Raw genomic sequence first — 19,934 nt, forward strand, 5'->3', positions numbered from 1 at the left:
TATCGTGCCCACCGTCATGGGTGTATAGCACACACAAAACCGCCGGATGATGGTGAAATCATCCGGCGGTTTTTGTCTGTAGCGGAAGCTTACTTGGCTTGGCAGGCAGCCGAATCCAGCTTCGCCGACTTCACGACGTTGCAGGTGAACTGGTGCGAGACCTTCCACTGGTCACCCTCGGCGACGAACTCGACGAAGGCGTTCTGCACCGGCTCGCCATTGATGGTGACCTTGGCGTCGGCCTTCAGCTTGCCGTCCTTGGGCTCCTGCACGCCGGTGATCTCCACCTTGACGTTCTGTGCCTTCGCGGCCTCGACGAGCTTGTCGACCAGCTGGGGATCGCGCTCGGCGTCCTGCACCCAGCTGATCTTTTCCTCGCTGCTGACGCTCGGATCGAACGCCTTGGTGATGCGCTCGTTGAGCAGACCGACGGCCGGCTTCGCCAGATTCGGCGGCGTCGTGGTCTTCGCGGATCCCTCCGCGGTGCCCTCGCCGCTCTTGCCGCTCTCGAACTTGCCCGGCGCCGAGGTCGGCGTGCTGGAGCTGGACGACGAGTCCTTGTCGGAGCTGCATGCGGTGAGGCCGAGTGCCGCCGTCGCGAGTACGACCGCGACCGCCGCTCGAATTGTTCTGTGCTTCACTAGATTTCCCCTGGAATGAGTTGTCGTGGACCTGTACGGACCCGACGGAGGTGGGTGTCGGAGTTACAGCGAGTAGCCGCTGGTGCAGCGCCAGTCCACGACATAGCCGCCGGGTACCCTGCTCAACGCGGCCGATTTGGCGGCGGAGTAGCTGGCGCGAGCGGACGCGCTCCACTGCGCCGACGAGCTGGCGAGGACACCGCAGCCGTTGGTCCACGAGATCAGCACCGAGCAACCGTAGCCACAGGCCGACACGGCGGAATTCTCCGCGGCGGAGTAGCTGCCGTAGTTGTTCGAGATCGCGTAGTCCCCGTCGCTGGAGACCGCAATAGCGCCGTAGTACCCGTACGCGGCTTGCGCGGGAGCCGCGGTGGCCAGCACAGATCCAACCGTTGCCGCCATGATGGCGGCACCGGTGACGAATTTCTTCACAGGTGAATCCCCTTCTTGCTCACAGGTCCACGACCCGATGGACCGAGTGACAAGCTACAGAGCCGAGGCCGCAAGCGCTACCCGAGAATTCGGGGCGCGGCCGTCGGATCCACTCGGCGCCGGGCGATGCCGGGGGAATTACGGCTCCCCGCACCGGGCGTGCGGTGGACAGTGTTGCCGAGCGAAAGCCAGGGCGCAACTCCGATAACTCATTGTGCGGCAATGTCGATGCCTCAGGCAATCGACTATGTTCGAGCACGTGAGCATGGCACAACGGGAACGTCGGGCGCTGGTCGAGACGATGTCCGCCGCGGGACCGGACGCACCCACCCTCTGTGGGAAGTGGACCGTGCGAGAGCTGGCTGCGCACTTGGTGGTTCGCGAGCGCCGCCCCGACGCGGCACCGGGGATCATGCTGAAACCGTTTGCCGGGTATCTCGACAGTGTGCAGTCGAGGACGGCGCGCAAGCCGTTCCAGGAGCTGCTGGAGGAGGTTCGCACCGGGCCGCCGTGGTGGTCACCCCTGCGGCCGGTCGATGCCGTTGCCAACCTGTCCGAGATGTTCGTCCATCACGAAGATGTGCGCCGTGCCGCACCGGGGTGGGAGTCGCGCACGCTGTCGGACGCCGACGAGGCGCGCCTGTGGTCGCTGCTGCGCAAGATGGCGCGAATGGCATACCGGAAAGCGCCGGTCACCGTCGTGCTCGCGACGCCGGACGGCGACCGGGCGGTCGTGCACACGCAATCCGAGGCCGAAGTGACATTGACCGGCAAGCCTTCCGAATTGCTGCTGCATGCCTTCGGCCGTGACGAAGTTCGCCTCGAGACCACCGGCGCACCGGGCGACGTACGCGCCGTGCTTGCCCTCGATCGTTCGGTGTAGCCGCAGCACGCTCGACACACGCGCGGCGATCCGGGTGCGAAGCGAGCTCGACGGCGGCGGGTGCGACCTGGGCTTCCGTGCAATTCGGCAGGGTTGAGACGGCCGATACCAGTGTTGCGGATGGTCCGGATGGTGCGTTTGCGGCTAGCCTGAGGTCATGGCAGGTAAGTCCCGCAGCTCCACGACCTCTCGTGCGCGGGCGGGATCGGCCCGGGGGAGGACCACCACGGCACGGTCCCGCTCGGCAACGCCGCGCGGTGCCGCCACCCCGCGCGGCACTGCCGCCACTCCACGTCGACGCGGCGCCGCCGCCCGCCGCCCGGCCCCTCGCAAGTCCAACACCGCGCCGCTCGCGGTGATCAGCCGTGGCATCAACAGCGGCTGGACCATGCTGGCACGCGGTCTCGGCGCCACCACCCGCACGATCAGTAGGGCGGGCGAGATCGAACACGGCCATCGCCGCGACGGCATCGCCCTCGCCCTCATCGCGCTGAGCGCGGTGATCGCGGCCGCCGTCTGGCTGTCGGCGGGCGGCCCGGTCGGGCACTGGGTCGAGGAAGCCATCCGCGCGGTCTCCGGATCCGCATCGGCCGGACTGCCTTTCGTGGCCACGGCTATCGCCATCGTGCTGATGCGCACCGAGGCGAAGCCGGAGATTCGGCCGCGCCTCGTCCTCGGCGGACTGCTGGTCGGGTTGCCCATCCTCGGCCTCTGGCATATCGCCGCCGGATCGCCTGCCGATGCGCACGGCCGGTCCCGCGCTGCGGGTTTCGTCGGTTTCGTGATGGGCGGCCCGCTCACCAACGGGCTCACCGGGTGGCTTTCGGTGCCGATTCTATTGCTGGCCATCGTCTTCGGTGTGCTCCTGCTGACCGGCACCACCGTGCGCGAGGTGCCCGACCGGTTGCGGCATTACTTCGGGCTCGGCACCGGTGGCGACGAATACGGTGAGTACGACGGCGACTACGACCCGGCCAATTACGACGCGGACGGTTTCCCGCTGCACCGTGCCGGCGCGTCGACGCGACGCGGACGGACTCCGGTCGAGAACTATCCCCCCGACGAATTCGGCAATGCCGACGCGGTCACCGAGGTGCTCGGCGAGCCGCCGCTGCGCGACGCCAAACCGATTGCGGCCGAGCCGCCCGAGGAGCCCCCCAAGCCGAAGAAGCGGCCGGCCAAGGTGGCCGATCAGACCCCACCGCCGCCGAAGCAGATGGAACTGATCGCCGATCGCGAGATCGAGGGCGACTATATGTTGCCGCCGCTCACCCTGCTGACCGACGGTGATCCGCCCAAGAAGCGCAGCGCCGCAAACGAATCGATGATCGAGGCGATCACCGAGGTGCTGGTGCAATTCAAGATCGACGCGGCGGTCACCGGATTCGTGCGCGGTCCCACGGTCACCCGGTACGAGGTCGAACTCGGGCCCGGCGTCAAGGTCGAGAAGATCACCGCACTGACCCGCAATATCGCCTACGCCGTCGCGACGGAGAACGTTCGACTGCTCGCCCCCATCCCCGGCAAGTCCGCCGTCGGCATCGAGGTCCCCAACGCCGACCGCGAACTGGTTCGCCTGGCCGACGTGCTCAAAGCGCCCTCGACCCGAAACGACCACCACCCCTTGGTGATCGGGCTCGGCAAGAACATCGAAGGCGATTTCGTCTCGGCCAACCTCGCGAAGATGCCGCATCTGCTGGTGGCAGGCTCCACCGGTTCCGGCAAGTCGAGCTTTGTGAACTCGATGCTGGTCTCGCTGCTCGGGCGGGCTACCCCCGATGAGGTCCGGATGATCCTCATCGACCCGAAAATGGTGGAACTCACACCCTACGAGGGCATTCCGCATCTGATCACGCCCATCATCACCCAACCCAAGAAGGCCGCCGCCGCGCTGGCCTGGCTGGTGGAGGAGATGGAGCAGCGGTATCAGGACATGCAGGCCAACAAGGTCCGCCACATCGACGACTTCAACAAGAAGGTGAAGTCAGGTGCGATCACCGCACCTCTGGGCAGTGAACGGGTCTACCGTCCTTATCCATACATTCTCGCCATTGTCGACGAGCTCGCCGACCTGATGATGACCGCGCCGCGTGACGTCGAGGACGCGATCGTGCGGATCACCCAGAAGGCCCGCGCCGCAGGCATTCACCTGGTGCTGGCCACACAGCGGCCGTCGGTGGACGTGGTGACCGGCCTGATCAAGACGAATGTGCCCTCCCGCCTCGCCTTCGCCACGTCTTCGCTCACCGACTCCAGAGTCATCCTCGACCAGCCCGGCGCGGAAAAGCTGATCGGCATGGGCGACGGCCTTTTCCTGCCCATGGGCGCGGGCAAGCCGACCCGGTTGCAGGGCGCTTTCATCAGCGACGAGGAAATTCACGCCGTTGTCGATTTCGCCAAGAATCAGGCCGAACCCGAATACCAGGAGGGCGTCACCGCCGCGAAGGCGGGCGAGAAGAAGGATGTCGACCCCGACATCGGCGACGACCTCGACGTTTTCGTCCAGGCCGTAGAACTTGTGGTGACATCCCAATTCGGTTCCACCTCGATGCTCCAGCGCAAATTGCGCGTCGGTTTCGCGAAGGCGGGCCGGCTGATGGACCTGATGGAAACCCGCGGCGTGGTCGGCCCGAGTGAGGGCTCGAAGGCCCGCGACGTCCTCATCAAGCCCGACGAGTTGGATGGTCTGCTCTGGTCGATCCGTGGTGGCGGCGAGGAGCACGGCAGCACCGACGAGGAGTGAGACGGTCGTAGCTCATCGTGGAGTCGAACCACGCGATCAGGCCTTATGAGAGCCCGACGGCATCCTGCATGAGCCGTGTGGAGTGAATCAACAGCTGGAGTGCCAGGATTCGAACCTGAGCCAACGGAACCAAAAACCGTGATGCTGCCGCTACACCACACTCCATCGAAACAGTCGCTGGAGTGCCAGGATTCGAACCTGGACCGACGGTTTCAGAGACCGCTGTGCAGCCGCTACACCACACTCCATCAGTGCGCTCGGGAGGACTTGAACCTCCAGCCGCCGGCTTCGTATGCCGGTGCTCCATCCCTTTGAGCTACGAGCGCGTTCACCCGCTTGGCACGCGGATTGTTCCCTCGGCGAGATTCGAACTCGCACTGTCCGGCTTCTAGGGCCGGTGCCTCTACCGATTGGGCTACGAGGGATCGGCGAAGTCCGATAGCGGGCTACGCGGGAACGGTTCTGCAGTCCGGCAACCCGAGCCCGCGGGTGGATTCGAACCACCGACCTGCGCCTTCGGAAGGCGCCGCTCTTTCCACTGAGCTACGCGGGCGTGAAAACTACGTGGCAGCAGGAGGATTCGAACCTCCGGTGGCGTGATCGCACCTGATTTACAGTCAGGTCCCTTCGGCCCGCTCGGGCACACTGCCATGAAAAAGGGTCATTCCTCGGCGGGTGCCGCGGAATGACCCCTGTTGCAGGTCTTCTCGAAATCGAGACCTCAGGGGCCGCTCACACGCATCGCGCGATCGCCGAATTGCATGGCCGAACGTAGGGCATAGGCAAGCCAGGCATTGTCTAGCAATCGCTGTCGCCGCTGCTGGGTCTGCCCGGTCATCTGCCTATACCTTTCCGTGGTTCGTGGGTTCGTTGTCTCCGACGGTAGCACCGAGGCTCCCGGTGGGGAACCGATTTTAGTGTGCGGGTGTCGCTGCCGGACCTGAATGCGATGGCGATCGGTACCGGTGGACGACCGGTCTGCCACCTGGTGCGCAACACGGATATTACGACACGCATCGCGATTCGAGCGTTCTCCGCATCCGCGCCGCTACCGTGTCATCCTGCGGTTGCGTACTTCACCTCGTCAGCGTGGTCGGTGGGAAGGGAAGCGATGAGCAAGGCCTTTGTTCGGTGGCGGGCGTTCGCGACGGTGACTTTCGGCGCGAGTGCGCTGGTGATGGGGGTGTCTACGCCCGCGTCGGCAATCGTCGGCGGTTATGTGGCGGCCGATGATCAATACCCGTGGACGGTCAGCGTGCAGAAGGGCGGCGCGCACGCCTGCGGCGGCGCTGCGCTCAACAGCCGTACCGTGATCACCTCTGCCATGTGCGTTCGCGGCGTCCGGCCGGAGCAGTTGAAGCTGCGGTACGGCTCGTTGCGGCATGATTCCGGCGGCAGCGTGGTCGACATCGAGAAGATCGTGGTGCATCCCAACTACGACGTGGTCAACCGCGACAACGACATCGCCGTGCTGCACACCTCCGAGAACCTGTCGTTCGGGACGAACGCCGCAACGGTGTGTCTGCCAGAACCGGGGAGTGACCCCGGCGGCGGTGTGATCACGCAGGCGTCGGGGTGGGGAGCGTTACGCGAAGGCGGGGAGACGCCTTCGCAACTGATGGGCGTTGATCTGCCGACCGTCAGCCGTCAACAAGCTCAGGGCCAGTACGGGGTCACGGCGGTCACCGCCAACATGATCGCCGCCGGCCTCGACACGGGTGGTAAGTCGCCCGGTGCGGGCGACGAGGGCAGTCCTCTGGTCGCACGCAGCAACGACAAGGCGACGCTCGTCGGCCTGTACTCCTGGGCCGGCGGCAGCGCGCGCCCCGGCTACGCCGCCGTCTTCACCCGTGTCGGCGGCTATGTGGACAATTTCCTTGCCGACAACATGCTCGGCGCCGGTGGCGGCTCGGACGAGCCCTGCGGGCAACCTGTCGCACCGTGATCCGACGTCCTGGTCACCGTTCAGTGCGCCGCGCCGAGGGCCGCCTCGGTGCCGGAGACCTTGCGCGCTTGCAGTGTGTAGCTGAGCGGCAGTCGCTCCGGATGCTCGGTGAGCCGCCATTCGCCGTTCGGCTCGCAGGTCATCAGGCCGGGTAGCGCCTCCCACGGCAGCGTGTCGTGCTCGACGAGCCCGGTGATCGTCAGGCCCGCATCCAGCAGCGCGGTGATGATCTGCCCGAATCCGTGGTTCCATTCGTGCGTGGTGGTCTGGGTCAGCACGCCGTCGGTCGCCACGTAGGTGCCGCCGTCGGAGAACACCATCGGCTCAGCTGTTTCGAAGTACGGATAACCGATAACCAGTCGGTCGGTGTGATTTTCGTCCGTTGCCCACAGCATCGGGTGGCCTTCGCGGAGAAATAGCCGCCCGCCGGGCCGCAATAGTCCCGCGACGGTCCGGGCCCACCGATCCACGCTCGGCAGCCAGCACAGTGCGCCGATCCCGGTGAACACCAGGTCGAAGCGTGCACCGCCCAACGCGGACACCGCGTCGTACACGTCCGACTCGACGAAATCGACTGCGATTCCGGTCTTTTCGGCAAGCGATCGGGCCTGTGCCAGGGACGCGGGCGAGAAATCGAGTCCGGTCATGGTGGCGCCGAGCCGCGACAGCGAGATCGTGTCGGTGCCGATGTGACATTGCAGGTGGACTCCGCGCAGCCCGCGGATGTCGCCGAGCAGCGGCAGATCGAATCGCACGACCTCGCTGAGGAAATCCGGTTCCGACAGGAAACGGTCCACGGCATAGTCGCGCGCGGCGGCGTGTAGCGGTGCTCGTTCGTCCCAGTTCGCCTTGTTGAGGACTCGATAGTCGTCGACCACGTCGTCACTGTGGCATGGCCGGGTATGTGCGCGCATGTGAAATTATTGACAGCAATCACCCCGCAAGCCGACAAGAACGGACAAATCGGGCATGCTTGATGTCATGATCAACCACCAGGACGCCGCATGCACGTAACCGCTCTCGAGTGGGTGATCACGATCGTCGTGATCCTCGGACTATTCGTCTTCGACTTCTTCGCACACGTCCGCACGCCGCACGATCCGACCTTCAAGGAATCCGGGAGCTGGTCGGCGGTGTACATCGGGCTGGCGCTGGCGTTCGGTGGCTTCGTCGCCTGGCAGTGGGGTTCTACCTTCGCGGGGGAGTACTACGCCGGTTTCGTCACCGAGAAAGCCCTGTCGGTCGACAACCTGTTCATTTTCGTCATCATCATGGCGACATTCGCGGTGCCGAGGATCTACCAGCAGAAAGTGCTGTTGATCGGCATCGTGCTCGCGCTGGTCATGCGGGGCATCTTCATTGCCGTCGGCGCGGCGGCGATCAGTGCGTTCAGCTGGGTGTTCTACCTGTTCGGGCTGTTTCTCGTCTACACCGCGGTCAAGCTGCTGCGCGAGAGCGGCCACGAGGTCGAGCACGAGGAGAAACGCGACAGCAGGATCGTCGCGCTGGCCAAGCGGGTTTTGCCGACCACCGACAGCTATGACGGCGACAAGCTGGTCACCCGGATCGATGGCCGCCGCGTTGTCACGCCACTGCTGCTGGCACTGCTCGCGATCGGCTTCGCTGACCTGTTGTTCGCGCTGGATTCGATTCCGGCGATCTACGGCCTCACCGCGGAGCCCTACATCGTGTTCACCGCGAACGCATTCGCGCTCATGGGTTTACGTCAGCTCTACTTCTTGATCGGCGGATTGCTCGATCGCCTGGTCTACCTGTCCTACGGGCTCTCGGCGATCCTGGCGTTCATCGGCGTCAAGCTGGTGCTGCACGCGCTGCACGAGAACACCCTGCCGTTCATCAACGGTGGCGAGCATGTGAGTGTCCCGGATATATCGACGCCGGTGTCGCTGGGGGTCATCCTCGGCATCCTGATCGTGGCGACGGTCGCCAGTCTGATCAAGACACGGGGCGCGGCAGCAGCGCGACCGGTCGATAGCTCGGGCGAATGAGCCATGCCCGTTGGCGTCATCGCGACAGCTGACGCCAACGGTCGCGGCCGGCGGAGCCGTGCTCGCCGCGGGAACCGATCAGCCGGCGAACGCGCCCATCACCGGCACCCATTCGACGGCGCGAACCGCGTCGATCAGCTTCTCCCGCGCGAACGGATCCTCGGCCAGCAGATCCGTGAGCGCGGTCTCGTCGTCGGCGCGGAACAGCAGCAAGGCGCCCGAGCCGTCCGGGTACGGCCCGCTGCTGAGCAGGGCGCCCGCCTCGACCAGGCCGGACAACCAGGCCCGGTGCTCGGGGCGATGGGTGTCGCGGCCAGGGACTGTGGCCTCGGAATAGGTGTAGTGAACGGCGAAGATCGGCACGAGGATCGCTTCCTGTCAGAGGTTCAGCAGCATTCGGGTATTGCCGAGAGTGTTGGGTTTCACATAGCTGAGATCGAGGAACTCGGCGACACCGGTGTCGTAGGAGCGGCACATCTCGGCATACACCTCGGCTGTCACCGGGGTGCCCTCGATTTCGACGAAGCCGTGGCCTGCGAAGAAGTCCACCTCGAAGGTGAGCACGAACAGTCGCCCGAGCTCCAGCTCCCTGGCCACCGCGACGAGGCGCTGCACGATGAGCTTGCCGACCCCGTGCCCCTTGACGTCGGGATGCACAGCAACTGTGCGCACCTCGCCGAGGTCTGCCCACAGCACGTGCAGCGCGCCGCAGCCGACCACCCGGCCGTCGAGCTCGGCAACCCAGAATTCCTGGACCGCCTCGTACAGGGTGACCAGGTTCTTTTCCAGTAGGATCCGACCGGCGTAGACATCGACGAGGTGCTTGATCTCGGGCACATCGGAAGTTCGGGCGCGGCGCACGAGCAGGGCGGAGTCGCGCGCGGCCGGTGCCACGCCGGAATGCGCATCGCTGGTCGAACCACCTACTGGTCCCCGAGAGGTCATGGGGTGCACAGTAGTCGGCCCGGTTACCGATAGGCTGAAGGTGTGCCGCACATCCGATCGCTCCGCTCACCGCATCGCGCCGGGCAGCGCGACCGGATGGAGAGGCGGCCATGAGGCCGCCCACCGAGGCGGAGGCATGAGCGTGCAGCCCGACGAGATCGACCGCCAGTGGACCGAGCCCGCTCCGATCCATTCCGGGTTCGTGCCGACACAGGCCGAGCCTGCCGTTCCGCTGATGAATATCGCGAATGTGCTCACCATGATGCGAATCGCCCTGGTGCCGCTTTTCGTGCTCGCGCTGTTCGCCGCCGGCGGGCATCAGACCGGTTGGCGGATCGCGGCGGCGGCGCTGTTCGGCCTTGCCGCGATCACCGATCGCTTCGACGGGCAATTGGCCCGCAAATATGGGTTGGTCACCGATTTCGGCAAGCTCGCCGACCCGATCGCGGACAAGGCGCTCATCGGGTCAGCGGTGATCGGTCTTTCCGTTCTCGGCGATCTGGCGTGGTGGATCACCCTCGTGATCTGCGGCCGTGAGGTCGGGGTCACCCTGTTGAGGTTGGCTGTGGTGCGCCGCGGCGTGATCCCGGCAGGTCGCGGCGGCAAACTCAAAACGCTCGTGCAATCGATCGCGATCGCGGTGCTGCTGCTGCCGTTGGCAGGCGGATTCGCCACCGCGGGGATGGCTTTGATGTACGTGGCGGTCGCGTTGACGGTCATCACCGGCCTCGATTACGTCGGGCAGGCCGCCAGGGTGTGGTTCGCCGGCCCGTCGGGACGGACTCGCGGGGCATGACGGATCCGCTGATCGCCGACGTGCCCGCCGCCGACCTGGTGCGCGCACTCGGTGCGGCGGGACAGACCGTGGCCACGGCGGAATCCCTGACGGCGGGCCTGCTCGCGGCCACTATCGCCGGCGTGCCCGGTGCGAGCGTGGTGCTGCGCGGCGGGTTGGTGGTGTATGCCACTGATCTCAAACACAGCCTCGCGGGTGTCAGCTGCGAAGTACTGGCAACGGAGGGTCCGGTGGCCGCGAGCACCGCCGAGCAGATGGCTGTCGGCGCTCGGATCCGATGTGGCGCGGACTGGGGCGTCGGGCTGACCGGGGTCGCAGGACCGGACTCGCAGGACGGGCATTCCGTCGGCACTGTCTTCCTCGGACTGGCTGGTCCAGGGCATACCGAGGTCGTCCGGTTGAAACTCCTCGGTGACCGGTGGACTATCAGGATTGGTGCAACGCACGCGGCCATCCGGGAGTTACTGCGATACGTGACGGCTGGAGAAACCTCGGTTTCGGCGTAGTGAGCGCGAGGCGAATCGAAGTTCGCTCCGCGGGAACCAACCGGACCGTGTCCGACGTTGTGCCAGAAAGGACGGCATGCGCAGTGCTTGTAGGCGCCGCGCGTGGCCCGCTGTCAGTGAGCGAAGGAGAACGAGATGACGCTGCTGCGAGAGGCGATCGGCGACAGTCTGCGGCGTGCTCGTCTCGCCCAGAGTCGGACCTTGCGTGAGGTGTCCACCTCGGCGCGGGTGAGCCTGGGCTACCTGTCCGAGGTCGAGCGCGGCCGCAAGGAGGCATCCAGCGAACTGCTTGCCGCCATCTGCGCCGCCCTGGATGTGCCGCTGTCGCGGGTGCTATGGGATGTGAGCACGATCATGGCGGGGTCCGACGGACTTCCCGCCCGCGAGCCCGCCGCCACTCCGGCGGCCGAAGCGGAGCAGACGGCCGCCGCAGAGCCCGCCGAGACCGGCGCAGAGCCCGCATTGGAGCCCGCTACGGCCACGATGTCGGTGGCCGGTGCCGCGACGAAGGTCCGCCCACCGCACATCGCGGAGGACACCCGGATCGTCATCCCCGCGCCGAAATCCGACATGCTGGTCCTGGTGAAGAGCAATTGACGCAGAACGAGCGGTGGCAGCCCCGGGCAACGCTGCGGACCGGTGCCGGGAACGGATAGATTCTCCCTAGGCGTCGGAAAGGCCGGGTTCTCCCGGTCGGGTGCCCACATGGTGGAGGATAGGCACATATCGGGTGCGTGACGGTCGCGCACTAGAGTCGCGGTAAAGCGCGGCGCATCAGATGGAGGCGGGATCAATCGATGGCTAATCCGTTCGTGAAGGGCTGGAAATACCTGATGGCCCTCTTCGATTCGAAGATCGAGGAGCATGCGGATCCGAAGGTTCAGATTCAGCAGGCCATCGAGGAAGCCCAGCGCCAGCATCAGGCCCTGTCGCAGCAGGCCGCGTCGGTCATCGGCAATCAGCGTCAGCTGGAGATGAAGCTCAACCGCCAGCTCGACGAGGTCGAGAAGCTCAACGCCAATGCGCGCCAGGCTGTCCTGCTCGCCGACCAGGCCGCGGCTGCCAACGACACCGAGAAGGCGATCCAGTACACCAACGCGGCCGAGGCCTTCGCCGCGCAGCTTGTCACCGCAGAACAGTCCGTCGAGGATCTCAAGGTACTGCACGACCAGTCGCTGCAGGCGGCCGCGCAGGCCAAGAAGGCCGTCGAGCAGAACGCGATGATGTTGCAGCAGAAGGTCGCCGAGCGCACCAAACTGCTCAGCCAGCTCGAGCAGGCCAAGATGCAGGAACAGGTCTCCGCCTCCCTGCAGCAGATGGACTCCACGCTGTCCGCGCCGGGCTCCACACCCAGCCTGGACGCGGTGCGCGACAAGATCGAGCGCCGCTACGCCAACGCGCTCGGTTCCGCGGAGCTCGCGCAGAATTCGGTGCAGGGCCGGATGCTCGAGGTGCAGCAGGCCAGCATTCAGATGGCAGGACACAGCAAGCTCGAGCAGATCCGTGCATCCATGCGTGGCGATGCACTGCCCACGGGTGGTGCGCCCGCGCCCGCCATCACCCCCGCGCAGACCCAGGCCAATCCGGCGCAGCCGCAGATGAACAAGGGCCAGACCGCGCAGCAGTAGCCACCGGCGACTGGTCGCTGGAAACTACGCTGCCGGAGGTTCGGCGAGGACTGGTTCGGTGAAGGCTCGTTCGGTGCACGCGCTCTCGGCGGAGCGCGCTACTCGGGTGCCGCTCGAGCCTTGTGCCGACCGTGCTCGGCCCGCACCCGAACCACCCGTGGGAGGGAAGCCGTGAGCCGCAAGCGAATCCGGGAGCAGCCGGTCCGGTCGGAAGCGAGCGTTGTGCGGTCGGGACGTCGCGCTGTGGTGCGCGCACAGTCCGCGATCGCGCCGCAGCCGGGAAGTCTTCCCGACAATCTGCGCGAGGTCGGCCAGCACGCCTTGGTCGCGGTCCGCCGCTGGGCGGACCCGAGGGAACGGGAGCTGCGTAAGCGGCGCAGGGCCCGCCGTCGCAGCTTCCAGCTCGGTACGGTGTCCGGCCTCACCACCGCGGGCACGGTCGGGCTCGTCATCATCGCCGCACCGGCCTGGGCGGTCGTTGTCGTCGGCGGGGGAGCCGTCGCCCTGGTGACCGGGACCGCGCTGAGTGCGCGTCGCTATCTGCGACTGCGCAATGCACCGCTGCCACAGGCGACATTCGTGGCGTCCAAGCCGCCCCCGTTGTGGTCGGCCACGCGTGCGCCGATCACCAGGCTGGTCCGTGCGGAGCGAGCCATGCACGAATTGGCCGGTCAGATCGCGCGCTCGAAGCGGCTGCCCGACGACGAACTCGTCGACATGCTGGAGACCGCGGGATCGGGTGCGGCCGCCCTGCACGCGCTCGCCGCCGACGTGACCGCGATGGAGCGCGCCATCAGCATGATGGGTGGGACGAATTCCGATGCGGCAGACGCACTTTCGGGCAACGTGCAGTTTGCGCTCGGTCGGCTCGATGCGGGCGTCGTGGAATACGAGCAGGTGGTCGCCGCCGCGGGGCGCATTCTCGCGGTGCCGGAAACTGTTGTGCTCCGACACGATTTCGACGTGATCGTCTCCGATCTGCGTCATGCCGCCGACCGTCTCGACGGCTGGGCGCAGGCGCTCACCGAGGTCGCCGACCACCAGGTCGGCGCTCAACCGCCGCCACAGTAGCGACACCAGTTGCTCGACTACTCCGCGACCAGCGGTCACGGCATGCTCTTCGCGGTGATCGTGTCACCGAGTCCCGAGCAGAGTGGGAGTCGGCGCGCAACCTGGCCATTCGTATCGAGCGCGCCCAGGTCATGTCACGCCTCTGAACCGTCGCACGCGACGATGTGCCGGGATTCTCAGGATGTGTCAGGCCCTGTCGGGAATGTCAGGGTGAACCCTGATCTTCACCCGGATATCAGTGCTGACCTGGTGATTTATCGCCGTCGGGGTGCGAGCATTGAGGAGTCGGATCGTCGGATGGTGATTCGTGTGAGACCTGTTGGAGGCTGGCAATGTTGTGGAAGATCATCGGTGTCGTCGCGGTTGTCTGGATCGCGCTGGCGATTATCGGCGCACTCATCAAAGGACTGTTTCCGATCCTGGTGATCAGCGCCGTGGTGTTCGGCCTGTATCTGCTGTACAAGGCGGTATCGGGCTCGGATAAGTCTGTCACCAAGCTGTAGTTCGGGTCGCTGCGCCGCCGTGGGGTCGGCGCAGGAGCGGCGTCTCGAGTGGACCTAGCGCGGCGCAGGCCGGTGCGCCGGGAACTCGGAGCGGCGCGGCAGGCTCGGCAATTCGAGTGCTTGAATTGGTGCTGTGGAACAGGTTCCGGAGGACTGGCAGCGCGGGCTGGTGATCGTCGCCCATCCCGATGACATCGAATACGGCGCTGCTGCGGCGGTGGCGCGCTGGACCGGGCAGGGGAAGGACATCAGGTACGTCCTGGTGACCTCGGGCGAAGCCGGGATGGCCGGCATCCCGCCGGCCGAGGCCGGTCCACTGCGCGAGGCCGAAGAGATCGCCTCGGCCGGGGTCGTCGGAGTGCGCGAGGTCGAGTTCCTCGGTCACCCCGATGGTCGAGTGGAGGAAAATCTGGCCTTGCGCAAGGACCTGGCGGCCGCGATCCGGCGTCATCGGCCGGAGTTGGTGGTGCTGTTCAACTTCGGGGACACCTGGGCTCCCGGCTATGCCAACAGCGCCGACCACCGAGCGGTCGGCCGCGCGGGCCTCGACGCCATTTCCGACGCGGGCAACGAGTGGATCTTTCCGGAACTTTCCGACCTCGCGCCATGGTCACCGCGGTGGGCGGCGGTAGTCGGGCCGAGCGCCACCCATGCCGTCGATGTCACCGACACCCTCGACCAGGCCGCGGCCTCGCTCGCGGCGCATCGCCGCTACCTGGAGATCCTCAGCCCCGAGCCGGTCGCCGACCAGGTTCGTGCCGTCATCGACATGGCGACCGGCCCGAAGGAGGGCTTCCCGGCCGCTCACGCAGTCGGCTTCGAGCTCTTTTATTTCCGCGGCTGACATTCGATTCGGCTTGCGTCGGCGATTTGTTGCGACGGTGCCGAGCCGGTCGCCCGGTCGTGGCTGTCCGACTCGGCCGCGGCCTGCGATGGTAGTCGTCAGCGCGCGGCGGCGACTCGTTCGATGACGGCGCGCCACGACTCCAAGGGCGCCACCTCCAACCCGGCGACCTTGCCTGCGTCATCGGCGCGGCGCAGGGCGATCGCGGCGGTGAAGTCCGGGTCCGCCTGGAATTGCGCGACTTCCCTCTCGTCCATGGGGCCGCCCTGGGCGATCAGTGTGCGCTGGCTGGAGGGTGACAACTCGTCGGCGTGCGCGGCGTCGGTCGCGGCCAGATATCGCTTGGCGACAACGTGGAGTTCCACCAGCCGGGCGACCCGGTCGCCGAGCAGTGGGCGCACGGCCTGTGCGCCGTGCCTGCCGTGTCCCGCATCGTCGCCGGGAACGAGCAGGTGGCCGATGTCGTGCAGCAGGCCCGCCACTTGCAGTTCCTCATCGGCCGGATAGGCCTGGCGCAGTAGTGCCGCGCATTGCAGATCGTGATCGAGAATGTCGACCGGGTCGCCGCTGTGGTCCGGCATGTCCCAGACGTCGTGACAACCGGTCAGCAAGCTCATCAATTCGTCCACGGTGGAGACGGGCACCTACATCCTCCAGTACGGTCTCGATGGTCTAGACCATTCTCGCAGGCGATGTCGTGTGGTGCGGCATCCGGCGATCGACCACTGCGTGAACATCGGGTACGACGGGCCCGCTCGGCGCGAAGGAGGGTGTGGCAGGCTGGGCGAATGCGTGTTGCCGTAGTAGCGGGGCCGGATCCAGGTCATGCGTTCCCGGCGCTGGCGCTGTGCGAGCGATTCCTGGCGGCCGGTGACGAGCCCGTGTTGTTCACCGGGCCACGGTGGTTCGACGTCGCCCGGGAAGCGGGCATTCCGGTACGCCGTCTCAAGGGCCTTGCGCCGCGGGCCGACGACGACGACGCTGACGCCGGGCAGCGGATTCATGAACGGGCCGCGCACATTTCGACGGAGATACTGCCTGATCTGAGCGCCATGCTGCCCGAGTTGGTGGTGTCGGATGTGCTCACCGCGGGTGGTGGCATGGCCGCTGAGCGCCTGGGGGTGCCGTGGGTCGAGCTGTCCCCGCATCCGCTGTACCTGCCGTCGAAAGCGTTGCCGCCCATCGGGAGTGGACTCGCACCAGGAGAGGGCGTGCGCGGCAGGTTGCGCGACGGAGTGTTGCGCACCATGACCGCGCGGGCCATTCGCAACGGTCAGCGCCAACGTGAGCAGGCTCGCGAGGGCGTTGGGCTGCCCGCCTCCGATCCGGGCCCGGCTGCCAGGCTCATCGCCACCCTGCCCGCACTCGAGGTGCCGCGCCCGGACTGGCCGGAACACACCCACGTGATCGGCCCGCTGCTGTGGGAGCCGACAAGCGCGATCCTCGAACCACCGCCCGGCGACGGACCACTGGTCATGGTCGCGCCCTCGACCGCGCATACCGGTGTCGCAGGCATGGTCGAGACCGTGCTGGAGGCGCTCGACGGCGCGGGCGTGCGGGTGGCGATCTCCCTGCTGGATACCCCGCCCACCGATCTGCCGTCGTGGGCGACCGCAGGACTGGGCCGCCAAGACGAACTACTCACCCACGCGGCCGCCGTGGTGGGCGGCGGCGGCCATGGCCTGCTGGCCAAGTCCCTGCTCGCGGGCGTCCCGATCGTCACGATCCCCGGCGGCGGCGATCAATGGGAACTGGCCAATCGGGCCACCCGCCACGGTAGTTCGATCCTGGTTCGCCCACTGACCGCCGACGCCGTCCGCTCGGCAGTCCTCGACCTGCTTCACACCCCTGCATACACCGCGGCGGCCCGATCCGCCGCCGCGGGCGCCGCCACCGTCGCCGACCCGATCGCGCGCTGTCGTGAGGTGTTGGACACGGTGCGAGCCCGGTAGCGCGTGGATCGGCGACCCGCAGGCGGAGCGCATCGGGCCGGAGGGCGCGAGTATCTTGAACCCGGTGCGGTTGACTGAGTTTCAGGAGCTGTTACACACCGAATTCGGTGTGGCCCGTGGTGATGCCCTGCTCACCGATCATGTGATCCCGTCGTTGGGCGGTCGGACCGGTGCCACCGCCATCGGCGCGGGGGTCGATCCCCGGGATGTGTGGCGGGCGCTATGCGCGGACTTCGACGTGCCGCGCGGCCGATGGTGACCGAGCACCCGAGCGGGCCGACACCGCCCGCCCTCGGTCCCGCGCTCGGCGGGGACGCGGATGCCGCCCCCGGCTACCCCTTCGACGGGCGGTTGCACATGGCCGACACCGATCGTGAGCACCTGGCCGCGCGGGTGGCGGCGATCCGGCCTACCGGCTATGTCGAATGGCAGCAGACCGGGATCGACCTGCTGCTGCTCGGGCGCTACGAGGACGCACTCGACCACCTCGACCGGGCACTGGAACTGGCCGACACCGAGCGGCGGCGGGTCGCGGTGCTGATCAACCTCGGTGATGTCTACCGGTATCAGGGCGATGCGGTCACCGCCGAAATCCTCTACCGGCAGGCGCTGGATCTGGCCCGAACCGATGTGCCGGAAGCGCTGTCGTTCGCGCTCCAGCACCTCGGCACAGCGCTCGCCGAGCAGCACCGGCTCGACGAAGCGCGCACACTGCTGGCCGAGGCGCTGGCGCTGCGCAGCGCGGAGGCCGATTCCGAGCTGGTCGAGTCGACTTGCGCGACCTTGGACGCCCTGGACGAGCTGCCCATTGCCCTACCTCCCGTAGTGGCCGCACTGCTCGGTGCCGCACCGGTCTGGTCGGACGATCACGAGGGGCTGAGCGGCGGGGTCTCGTTCGTCAACGGCGCGTACTGGGTCAAGCGCGGCCCGCTGGCGGTGTCCGAGCATGCGCGCCTGAACTGGTTGCGCGACTATGGGATTCGACTACCGGATGTGGCCGTGTTCGACGGCGATGTGCTGGTGCTCGCCGACGCGGGCGCGCCGAGTCTCGCTTCGCGCGCGGAGGACAACGAGCGTGCTGCCGCCGAAATCGGTGCGGCGGCAGACGGCGGTTTCTCCGAAGGCAGAGCCTATGCCGCGGATGCGTCGGTCCGAAGCGATGAGGTTCCCGGCGGATATCCCGCGGAGGCGACAGGGACGGTAGGGGCGCTCATGGGTGCGCTCCTGCGGAGCCTGCACAGCATCCCGATCGCCGAGTGCCCGTTCGACGGCCGACTCGATTCGATGTTGACCCGGGCCGCCCGCCGAGTGCTCCACGGTTTGATCGATCCCGAGGACTTCGATGAAGATCATGAGCATCTGGTCCCCGAACAGATACTGGACCGACTCCACGCGCAGCGCCCCGACGAGCGGGATCTCGTGGTCGCCCACGGCGATTTCACGCCGTCCAATGTGCTCGAAGGCGGCATTCTGATCGATGTCGGCGACCTCGGCGTCGCGGATCGGTATCGCGATCTCGCGCTGGCCGAACGCGATCTGAGGGAGGACTTCGGCGCCGACGAGGTGCGCGCGTTCTTCACCGCCTACGGCTTGGACGAGCCCGATCGGCGACGCTTGGACTATTACCGGCTGCTCGACGAACTCTTCTGACCTCACACCTTCTTCGCGTAGTGGCGCGCGGCTTTGGCGCGGTTGCCGCAGGTTGCCATCGAATGCCAGCGCCGGGTGCCGTTTTTCGAGGTGTCGTAGAAGAACAGCACGCAGTCGGGGTGCGCGCACTGACGGATGCGGTCGGGGGCTTCGGTGAGCAGACGCAGCAGGTTGTCGGCGGCCAGCCAGGCGGGGAGCCAGGCCGGGTCCGCCACGTCGTCGATGTCGGTGGGGCCCGCGCTGGTGAGGGTGCGCCGGACACGGCCGTATTCGAGCACATCGTTGAGCCCGGAGACCGTGCTGTGCTTCACGACGTCGTAGATGGCGGTGCGCGCGGCGAGTACCGCTTCCAGCGTGCGTTCGTCCGCGGACGAACGGTGCGCAAGGCCCGCCGAGTCGAGCCAGGCGCCGAGTCCGGCGGTATCGGTCAGCAGGTCCTGTGGCCCGTTGTCGATCCACCTCGTGTTCAGCAGGTCGAGTGCCAGCGGCTCACCGAGGTGGGGGCGTGGATCGAGCATGACTGAGGGTAACGAGCCTTTGCGTTCTGCCACGACAACCACCACCGTTCTAACCGGATAAATTCATTTTACAGGTTGACTCGGGCCACTCGATGTGGCTAAGTTCTAACCGATCAAACAAGGAATGCCAGTTGAACATTTCCGGGGAGATCGCGGTACCCACGGCAGTCCACACCCGAGGAAGGAGTTGTCATGCGACCCCCACTACCACCCTTCGATCGCGAATCCGCCGAGGTCAAGGTCCGTGCCGCCGAAAACGCCTGGAACACACGCGATCCCGAGCGCGTCGCCGCCGCGTACACCGAGGACTCGGTGTGGCGCAATCGCGACGAGTTCTTCACCGGCCGCGCGGCGATCGTGGAGTTCCTCACCAGGAAGTGGTCGGTCGAGAACGGCTATGCGCTACGCAAGGATCTGTGGGCCTTCGAAGGTAACCGCATCGCGGTCCGCTTCCAGTACGAATGGCACGACGAGTCGGGCCAGTGGTGGCGCAGCTATGGCAACGAGCAATGGGAGTTCACACCCGAAGGCCTGATGTCGCGCCGTGAGGCGAGCATCAACGATGTCCGCATCGCCGAATCCGACCGCCGCATTTTCGGCCCGCGGAAAGAAGGCGACGACTCGGTCCAGCCACAGCAGTAGCAGGCACGAGATCATGACGCATCGAAATTTGATGCGCGGCAGCGTTTGCCGACGCTGAAGACATCGGGGCCGAACACGACGATAGCGCCGAGGACGACCGTCGAGCGGATCGCGGCATTCGCCCCTTGTCGTCGCGCCCACTCGATCGAATGCGGCGTGATCGGGAGCCCGCGGGCGCGCGCCGCGCCCCCACGAAGCGGAGGGGGTCGGTCGGGCGCGCCTGGGC

Annotated in this window: 23 protein-coding genes and 6 tRNA genes; 15 read left to right on the forward strand and 14 right to left on the reverse strand. The window is 66.7% G+C overall.

The genetic code is table 11. The features are described 5' to 3' along the window. Positions 1-89: 89 nt before the first annotated feature. Positions 90-641: a hypothetical protein gene (locus ACFU4Z_RS30620; RefSeq protein ID WP_379069895.1), complete on the reverse strand. Its 552-nt coding sequence runs from the start codon at positions 639-641 to the stop codon at positions 90-92. Between the two features lie 63 nt (positions 642-704). Then, positions 705-1,073, reverse strand: a complete 369-nt coding sequence (locus ACFU4Z_RS30625) for a DUF4189 domain-containing protein (protein ID WP_379069898.1) — start codon at positions 1,071-1,073, stop codon at positions 705-707. Positions 1,074-1,332: 259 nt separating this feature from the next. Between ACFU4Z_RS30625 and ACFU4Z_RS30630 the strand changes: the two genes are divergently transcribed. Together ACFU4Z_RS30630 and ACFU4Z_RS30635 are read left to right on the forward strand one after the other, a co-directional pair. Beyond that, positions 1,333-1,956, forward strand: a complete 624-nt coding sequence (locus tag ACFU4Z_RS30630; protein ID WP_379069901.1) for a TIGR03085 family metal-binding protein — start codon at positions 1,333-1,335, stop codon at positions 1,954-1,956. Between the two features lie 157 nt (positions 1,957-2,113). Beyond that, positions 2,114-4,699, forward strand: coding sequence for a DNA translocase FtsK (locus ACFU4Z_RS30635; protein WP_379069903.1), 2,586 nt, complete (start codon positions 2,114-2,116; stop codon positions 4,697-4,699). A 94-nt stretch (positions 4,700-4,793) separates the two neighbouring features. Here ACFU4Z_RS30635 and ACFU4Z_RS30640 read toward each other — a convergent pair. The 6 genes from ACFU4Z_RS30640 to ACFU4Z_RS30665 form a co-directional block, all read right to left on the reverse strand. Next, positions 4,794-4,864: transfer RNA gene (locus tag ACFU4Z_RS30640), tRNA-Gln, on the reverse strand. Positions 4,865-4,876: 12 nt separating this feature from the next. Continuing rightward, a tRNA-Gln gene (locus tag ACFU4Z_RS30645) sits at positions 4,877-4,947 on the reverse strand. 4 nt (positions 4,948-4,951) lie between these two features. Beyond that, positions 4,952-5,025, reverse strand: a tRNA-Arg gene (locus tag ACFU4Z_RS30650). A gap of 25 nt (positions 5,026-5,050) precedes the next feature. After that, a tRNA-Leu gene (locus ACFU4Z_RS30655) sits at positions 5,051-5,124 on the reverse strand. Positions 5,125-5,179: 55 nt separating this feature from the next. Continuing rightward, positions 5,180-5,252 (reverse strand) — tRNA-Arg (locus ACFU4Z_RS30660). A 12-nt stretch (positions 5,253-5,264) separates the two neighbouring features. Continuing rightward, positions 5,265-5,349: transfer RNA gene (locus ACFU4Z_RS30665), tRNA-Tyr, on the reverse strand. 461 nt (positions 5,350-5,810) lie between these two features. On the opposite strand from ACFU4Z_RS30665, the gene ACFU4Z_RS30670 reads away from it, so the two are divergent. Further along, positions 5,811-6,644 carry a serine protease gene (locus tag ACFU4Z_RS30670; RefSeq protein WP_379069906.1) on the forward strand — a complete coding sequence of 278 codons (834 nt, stop codon included), beginning with the start codon at positions 5,811-5,813 and terminating at the stop codon, positions 6,642-6,644. 20 nt (positions 6,645-6,664) lie between these two features. On the opposite strand, the gene ACFU4Z_RS30675 is transcribed toward ACFU4Z_RS30670, so the two are convergent. After that, positions 6,665-7,522: a class I SAM-dependent methyltransferase gene (locus ACFU4Z_RS30675; RefSeq protein WP_379069909.1), complete on the reverse strand. Its 858-nt coding sequence runs from the start codon at positions 7,520-7,522 to the stop codon at positions 6,665-6,667. 126 nt (positions 7,523-7,648) lie between these two features. Here ACFU4Z_RS30675 and ACFU4Z_RS30680 point away from each other — a divergent pair, with 126 nt between their 5' ends. Next, positions 7,649-8,653, forward strand: coding sequence for a TerC family protein (locus tag ACFU4Z_RS30680; protein WP_379069912.1), 1,005 nt, complete (start codon positions 7,649-7,651; stop codon positions 8,651-8,653). Positions 8,654-8,731: 78 nt separating this feature from the next. Here the strand turns inward: ACFU4Z_RS30680 and ACFU4Z_RS30685 are convergent, their stop codons facing one another. Then, a complete protein-coding gene (locus tag ACFU4Z_RS30685) occupies positions 8,732-9,016 on the reverse strand; it encodes a YciI family protein (protein WP_379069915.1) in 285 nt (94 codons plus the stop codon). Between the two features lie 15 nt (positions 9,017-9,031). Continuing rightward, positions 9,032-9,598 (reverse strand): amino-acid N-acetyltransferase, encoded by a 567-nt coding sequence (locus ACFU4Z_RS30690; RefSeq protein WP_379069918.1) that lies wholly within the window; start codon positions 9,596-9,598, stop codon positions 9,032-9,034. A 136-nt stretch (positions 9,599-9,734) separates the two neighbouring features. Between ACFU4Z_RS30690 and pgsA the strand changes: the two genes are divergently transcribed. From pgsA to ACFU4Z_RS30725, 7 genes are all read left to right on the forward strand, one after another. Then, complete coding sequence (gene pgsA, locus ACFU4Z_RS30695; protein WP_379069921.1) at positions 9,735-10,394, forward strand: CDP-diacylglycerol--glycerol-3-phosphate 3-phosphatidyltransferase; 660 nt, start codon at positions 9,735-9,737, stop codon at positions 10,392-10,394. Further along, positions 10,391-10,900: a CinA family protein gene (locus tag ACFU4Z_RS30700; RefSeq protein WP_379069924.1), complete on the forward strand. Its 510-nt coding sequence runs from the start codon at positions 10,391-10,393 to the stop codon at positions 10,898-10,900. The genes pgsA and ACFU4Z_RS30700 overlap by 4 nt, the downstream gene beginning before the upstream one ends. Positions 10,901-11,035: 135 nt before the next feature. Continuing rightward, positions 11,036-11,497, forward strand: coding sequence for a helix-turn-helix domain-containing protein (locus tag ACFU4Z_RS30705; RefSeq protein ID WP_379069926.1), 462 nt, complete (start codon positions 11,036-11,038; stop codon positions 11,495-11,497). A gap of 200 nt (positions 11,498-11,697) precedes the next feature. Beyond that, a complete protein-coding gene (locus tag ACFU4Z_RS30710) occupies positions 11,698-12,528 on the forward strand; it encodes a PspA/IM30 family protein (RefSeq protein WP_379069929.1) in 831 nt (276 codons plus the stop codon). 171 nt (positions 12,529-12,699) lie between these two features. Further along, entirely contained in the window at positions 12,700-13,599 is a 900-nt protein-coding gene (locus ACFU4Z_RS30715) for a hypothetical protein (RefSeq protein ID WP_379069932.1), read from the forward strand. Positions 13,600-13,931: 332 nt separating this feature from the next. Beyond that, positions 13,932-14,102: a hypothetical protein gene (locus ACFU4Z_RS30720; protein ID WP_328403695.1), complete on the forward strand. Its 171-nt coding sequence runs from the start codon at positions 13,932-13,934 to the stop codon at positions 14,100-14,102. 133 nt (positions 14,103-14,235) lie between these two features. Continuing rightward, the gene (locus tag ACFU4Z_RS30725; protein ID WP_379069936.1) at positions 14,236-14,946 is read left to right on the forward strand and encodes a PIG-L deacetylase family protein; all 711 of its coding nucleotides are present in this window, start codon (positions 14,236-14,238) and stop codon (positions 14,944-14,946) included. A gap of 98 nt (positions 14,947-15,044) precedes the next feature. Here ACFU4Z_RS30725 and ACFU4Z_RS30730 read toward each other — a convergent pair whose 3' ends face one another. Further along, positions 15,045-15,590, reverse strand: coding sequence for an HD domain-containing protein (locus tag ACFU4Z_RS30730; protein ID WP_379069939.1), 546 nt, complete (start codon positions 15,588-15,590; stop codon positions 15,045-15,047). A 144-nt stretch (positions 15,591-15,734) separates the two neighbouring features. Here ACFU4Z_RS30730 and ACFU4Z_RS30735 point away from each other — a divergent pair, with 144 nt between their 5' ends. The 3 genes from ACFU4Z_RS30735 (at position 15,735) to ACFU4Z_RS30745 (ending at position 18,548) form a co-directional block, all read left to right on the forward strand. Further along, on the forward strand, positions 15,735-16,898 hold the full coding sequence (locus tag ACFU4Z_RS30735) for a glycosyltransferase (protein WP_379069942.1): 1,164 nt from the start codon (positions 15,735-15,737) through the stop codon (positions 16,896-16,898). 64 nt (positions 16,899-16,962) lie between these two features. Further along, entirely contained in the window at positions 16,963-17,157 is a 195-nt protein-coding gene (locus ACFU4Z_RS30740; RefSeq protein ID WP_379069945.1) for a DUF3046 domain-containing protein, read from the forward strand. Then, positions 17,121-18,548: a phosphotransferase gene (locus tag ACFU4Z_RS30745; RefSeq protein ID WP_379069948.1), complete on the forward strand. Its 1,428-nt coding sequence runs from the start codon at positions 17,121-17,123 to the stop codon at positions 18,546-18,548. Before ACFU4Z_RS30740 ends, ACFU4Z_RS30745 begins: the two co-directional genes overlap by 37 nt. A gap of 2 nt (positions 18,549-18,550) precedes the next feature. Here the strand turns inward: ACFU4Z_RS30745 and ACFU4Z_RS30750 are convergent, their stop codons facing one another. Continuing rightward, complete coding sequence (locus ACFU4Z_RS30750) at positions 18,551-19,066, reverse strand: CGNR zinc finger domain-containing protein (RefSeq protein ID WP_379069951.1); 516 nt, start codon at positions 19,064-19,066, stop codon at positions 18,551-18,553. Between the two features lie 192 nt (positions 19,067-19,258). Here ACFU4Z_RS30750 and ACFU4Z_RS30755 point away from each other — a divergent pair, with 192 nt between their 5' ends. Beyond that, complete coding sequence (locus ACFU4Z_RS30755; RefSeq protein ID WP_379069954.1) at positions 19,259-19,708, forward strand: nuclear transport factor 2 family protein; 450 nt, start codon at positions 19,259-19,261, stop codon at positions 19,706-19,708. An 11-nt stretch (positions 19,709-19,719) separates the two neighbouring features. On the opposite strand, the gene ACFU4Z_RS30760 is transcribed toward ACFU4Z_RS30755, so the two are convergent. Next, positions 19,720-19,934, reverse strand: a 215-nt coding sequence (locus ACFU4Z_RS30760) for a hypothetical protein (RefSeq protein ID WP_379069957.1), incomplete at its 5' end; no start/stop codon positions are given.

This window comes from Nocardia sp. NPDC057440, assembly GCF_042802915.1.
GTDB lineage: Bacteria > Actinomycetota > Actinomycetes > Mycobacteriales > Mycobacteriaceae > Nocardia.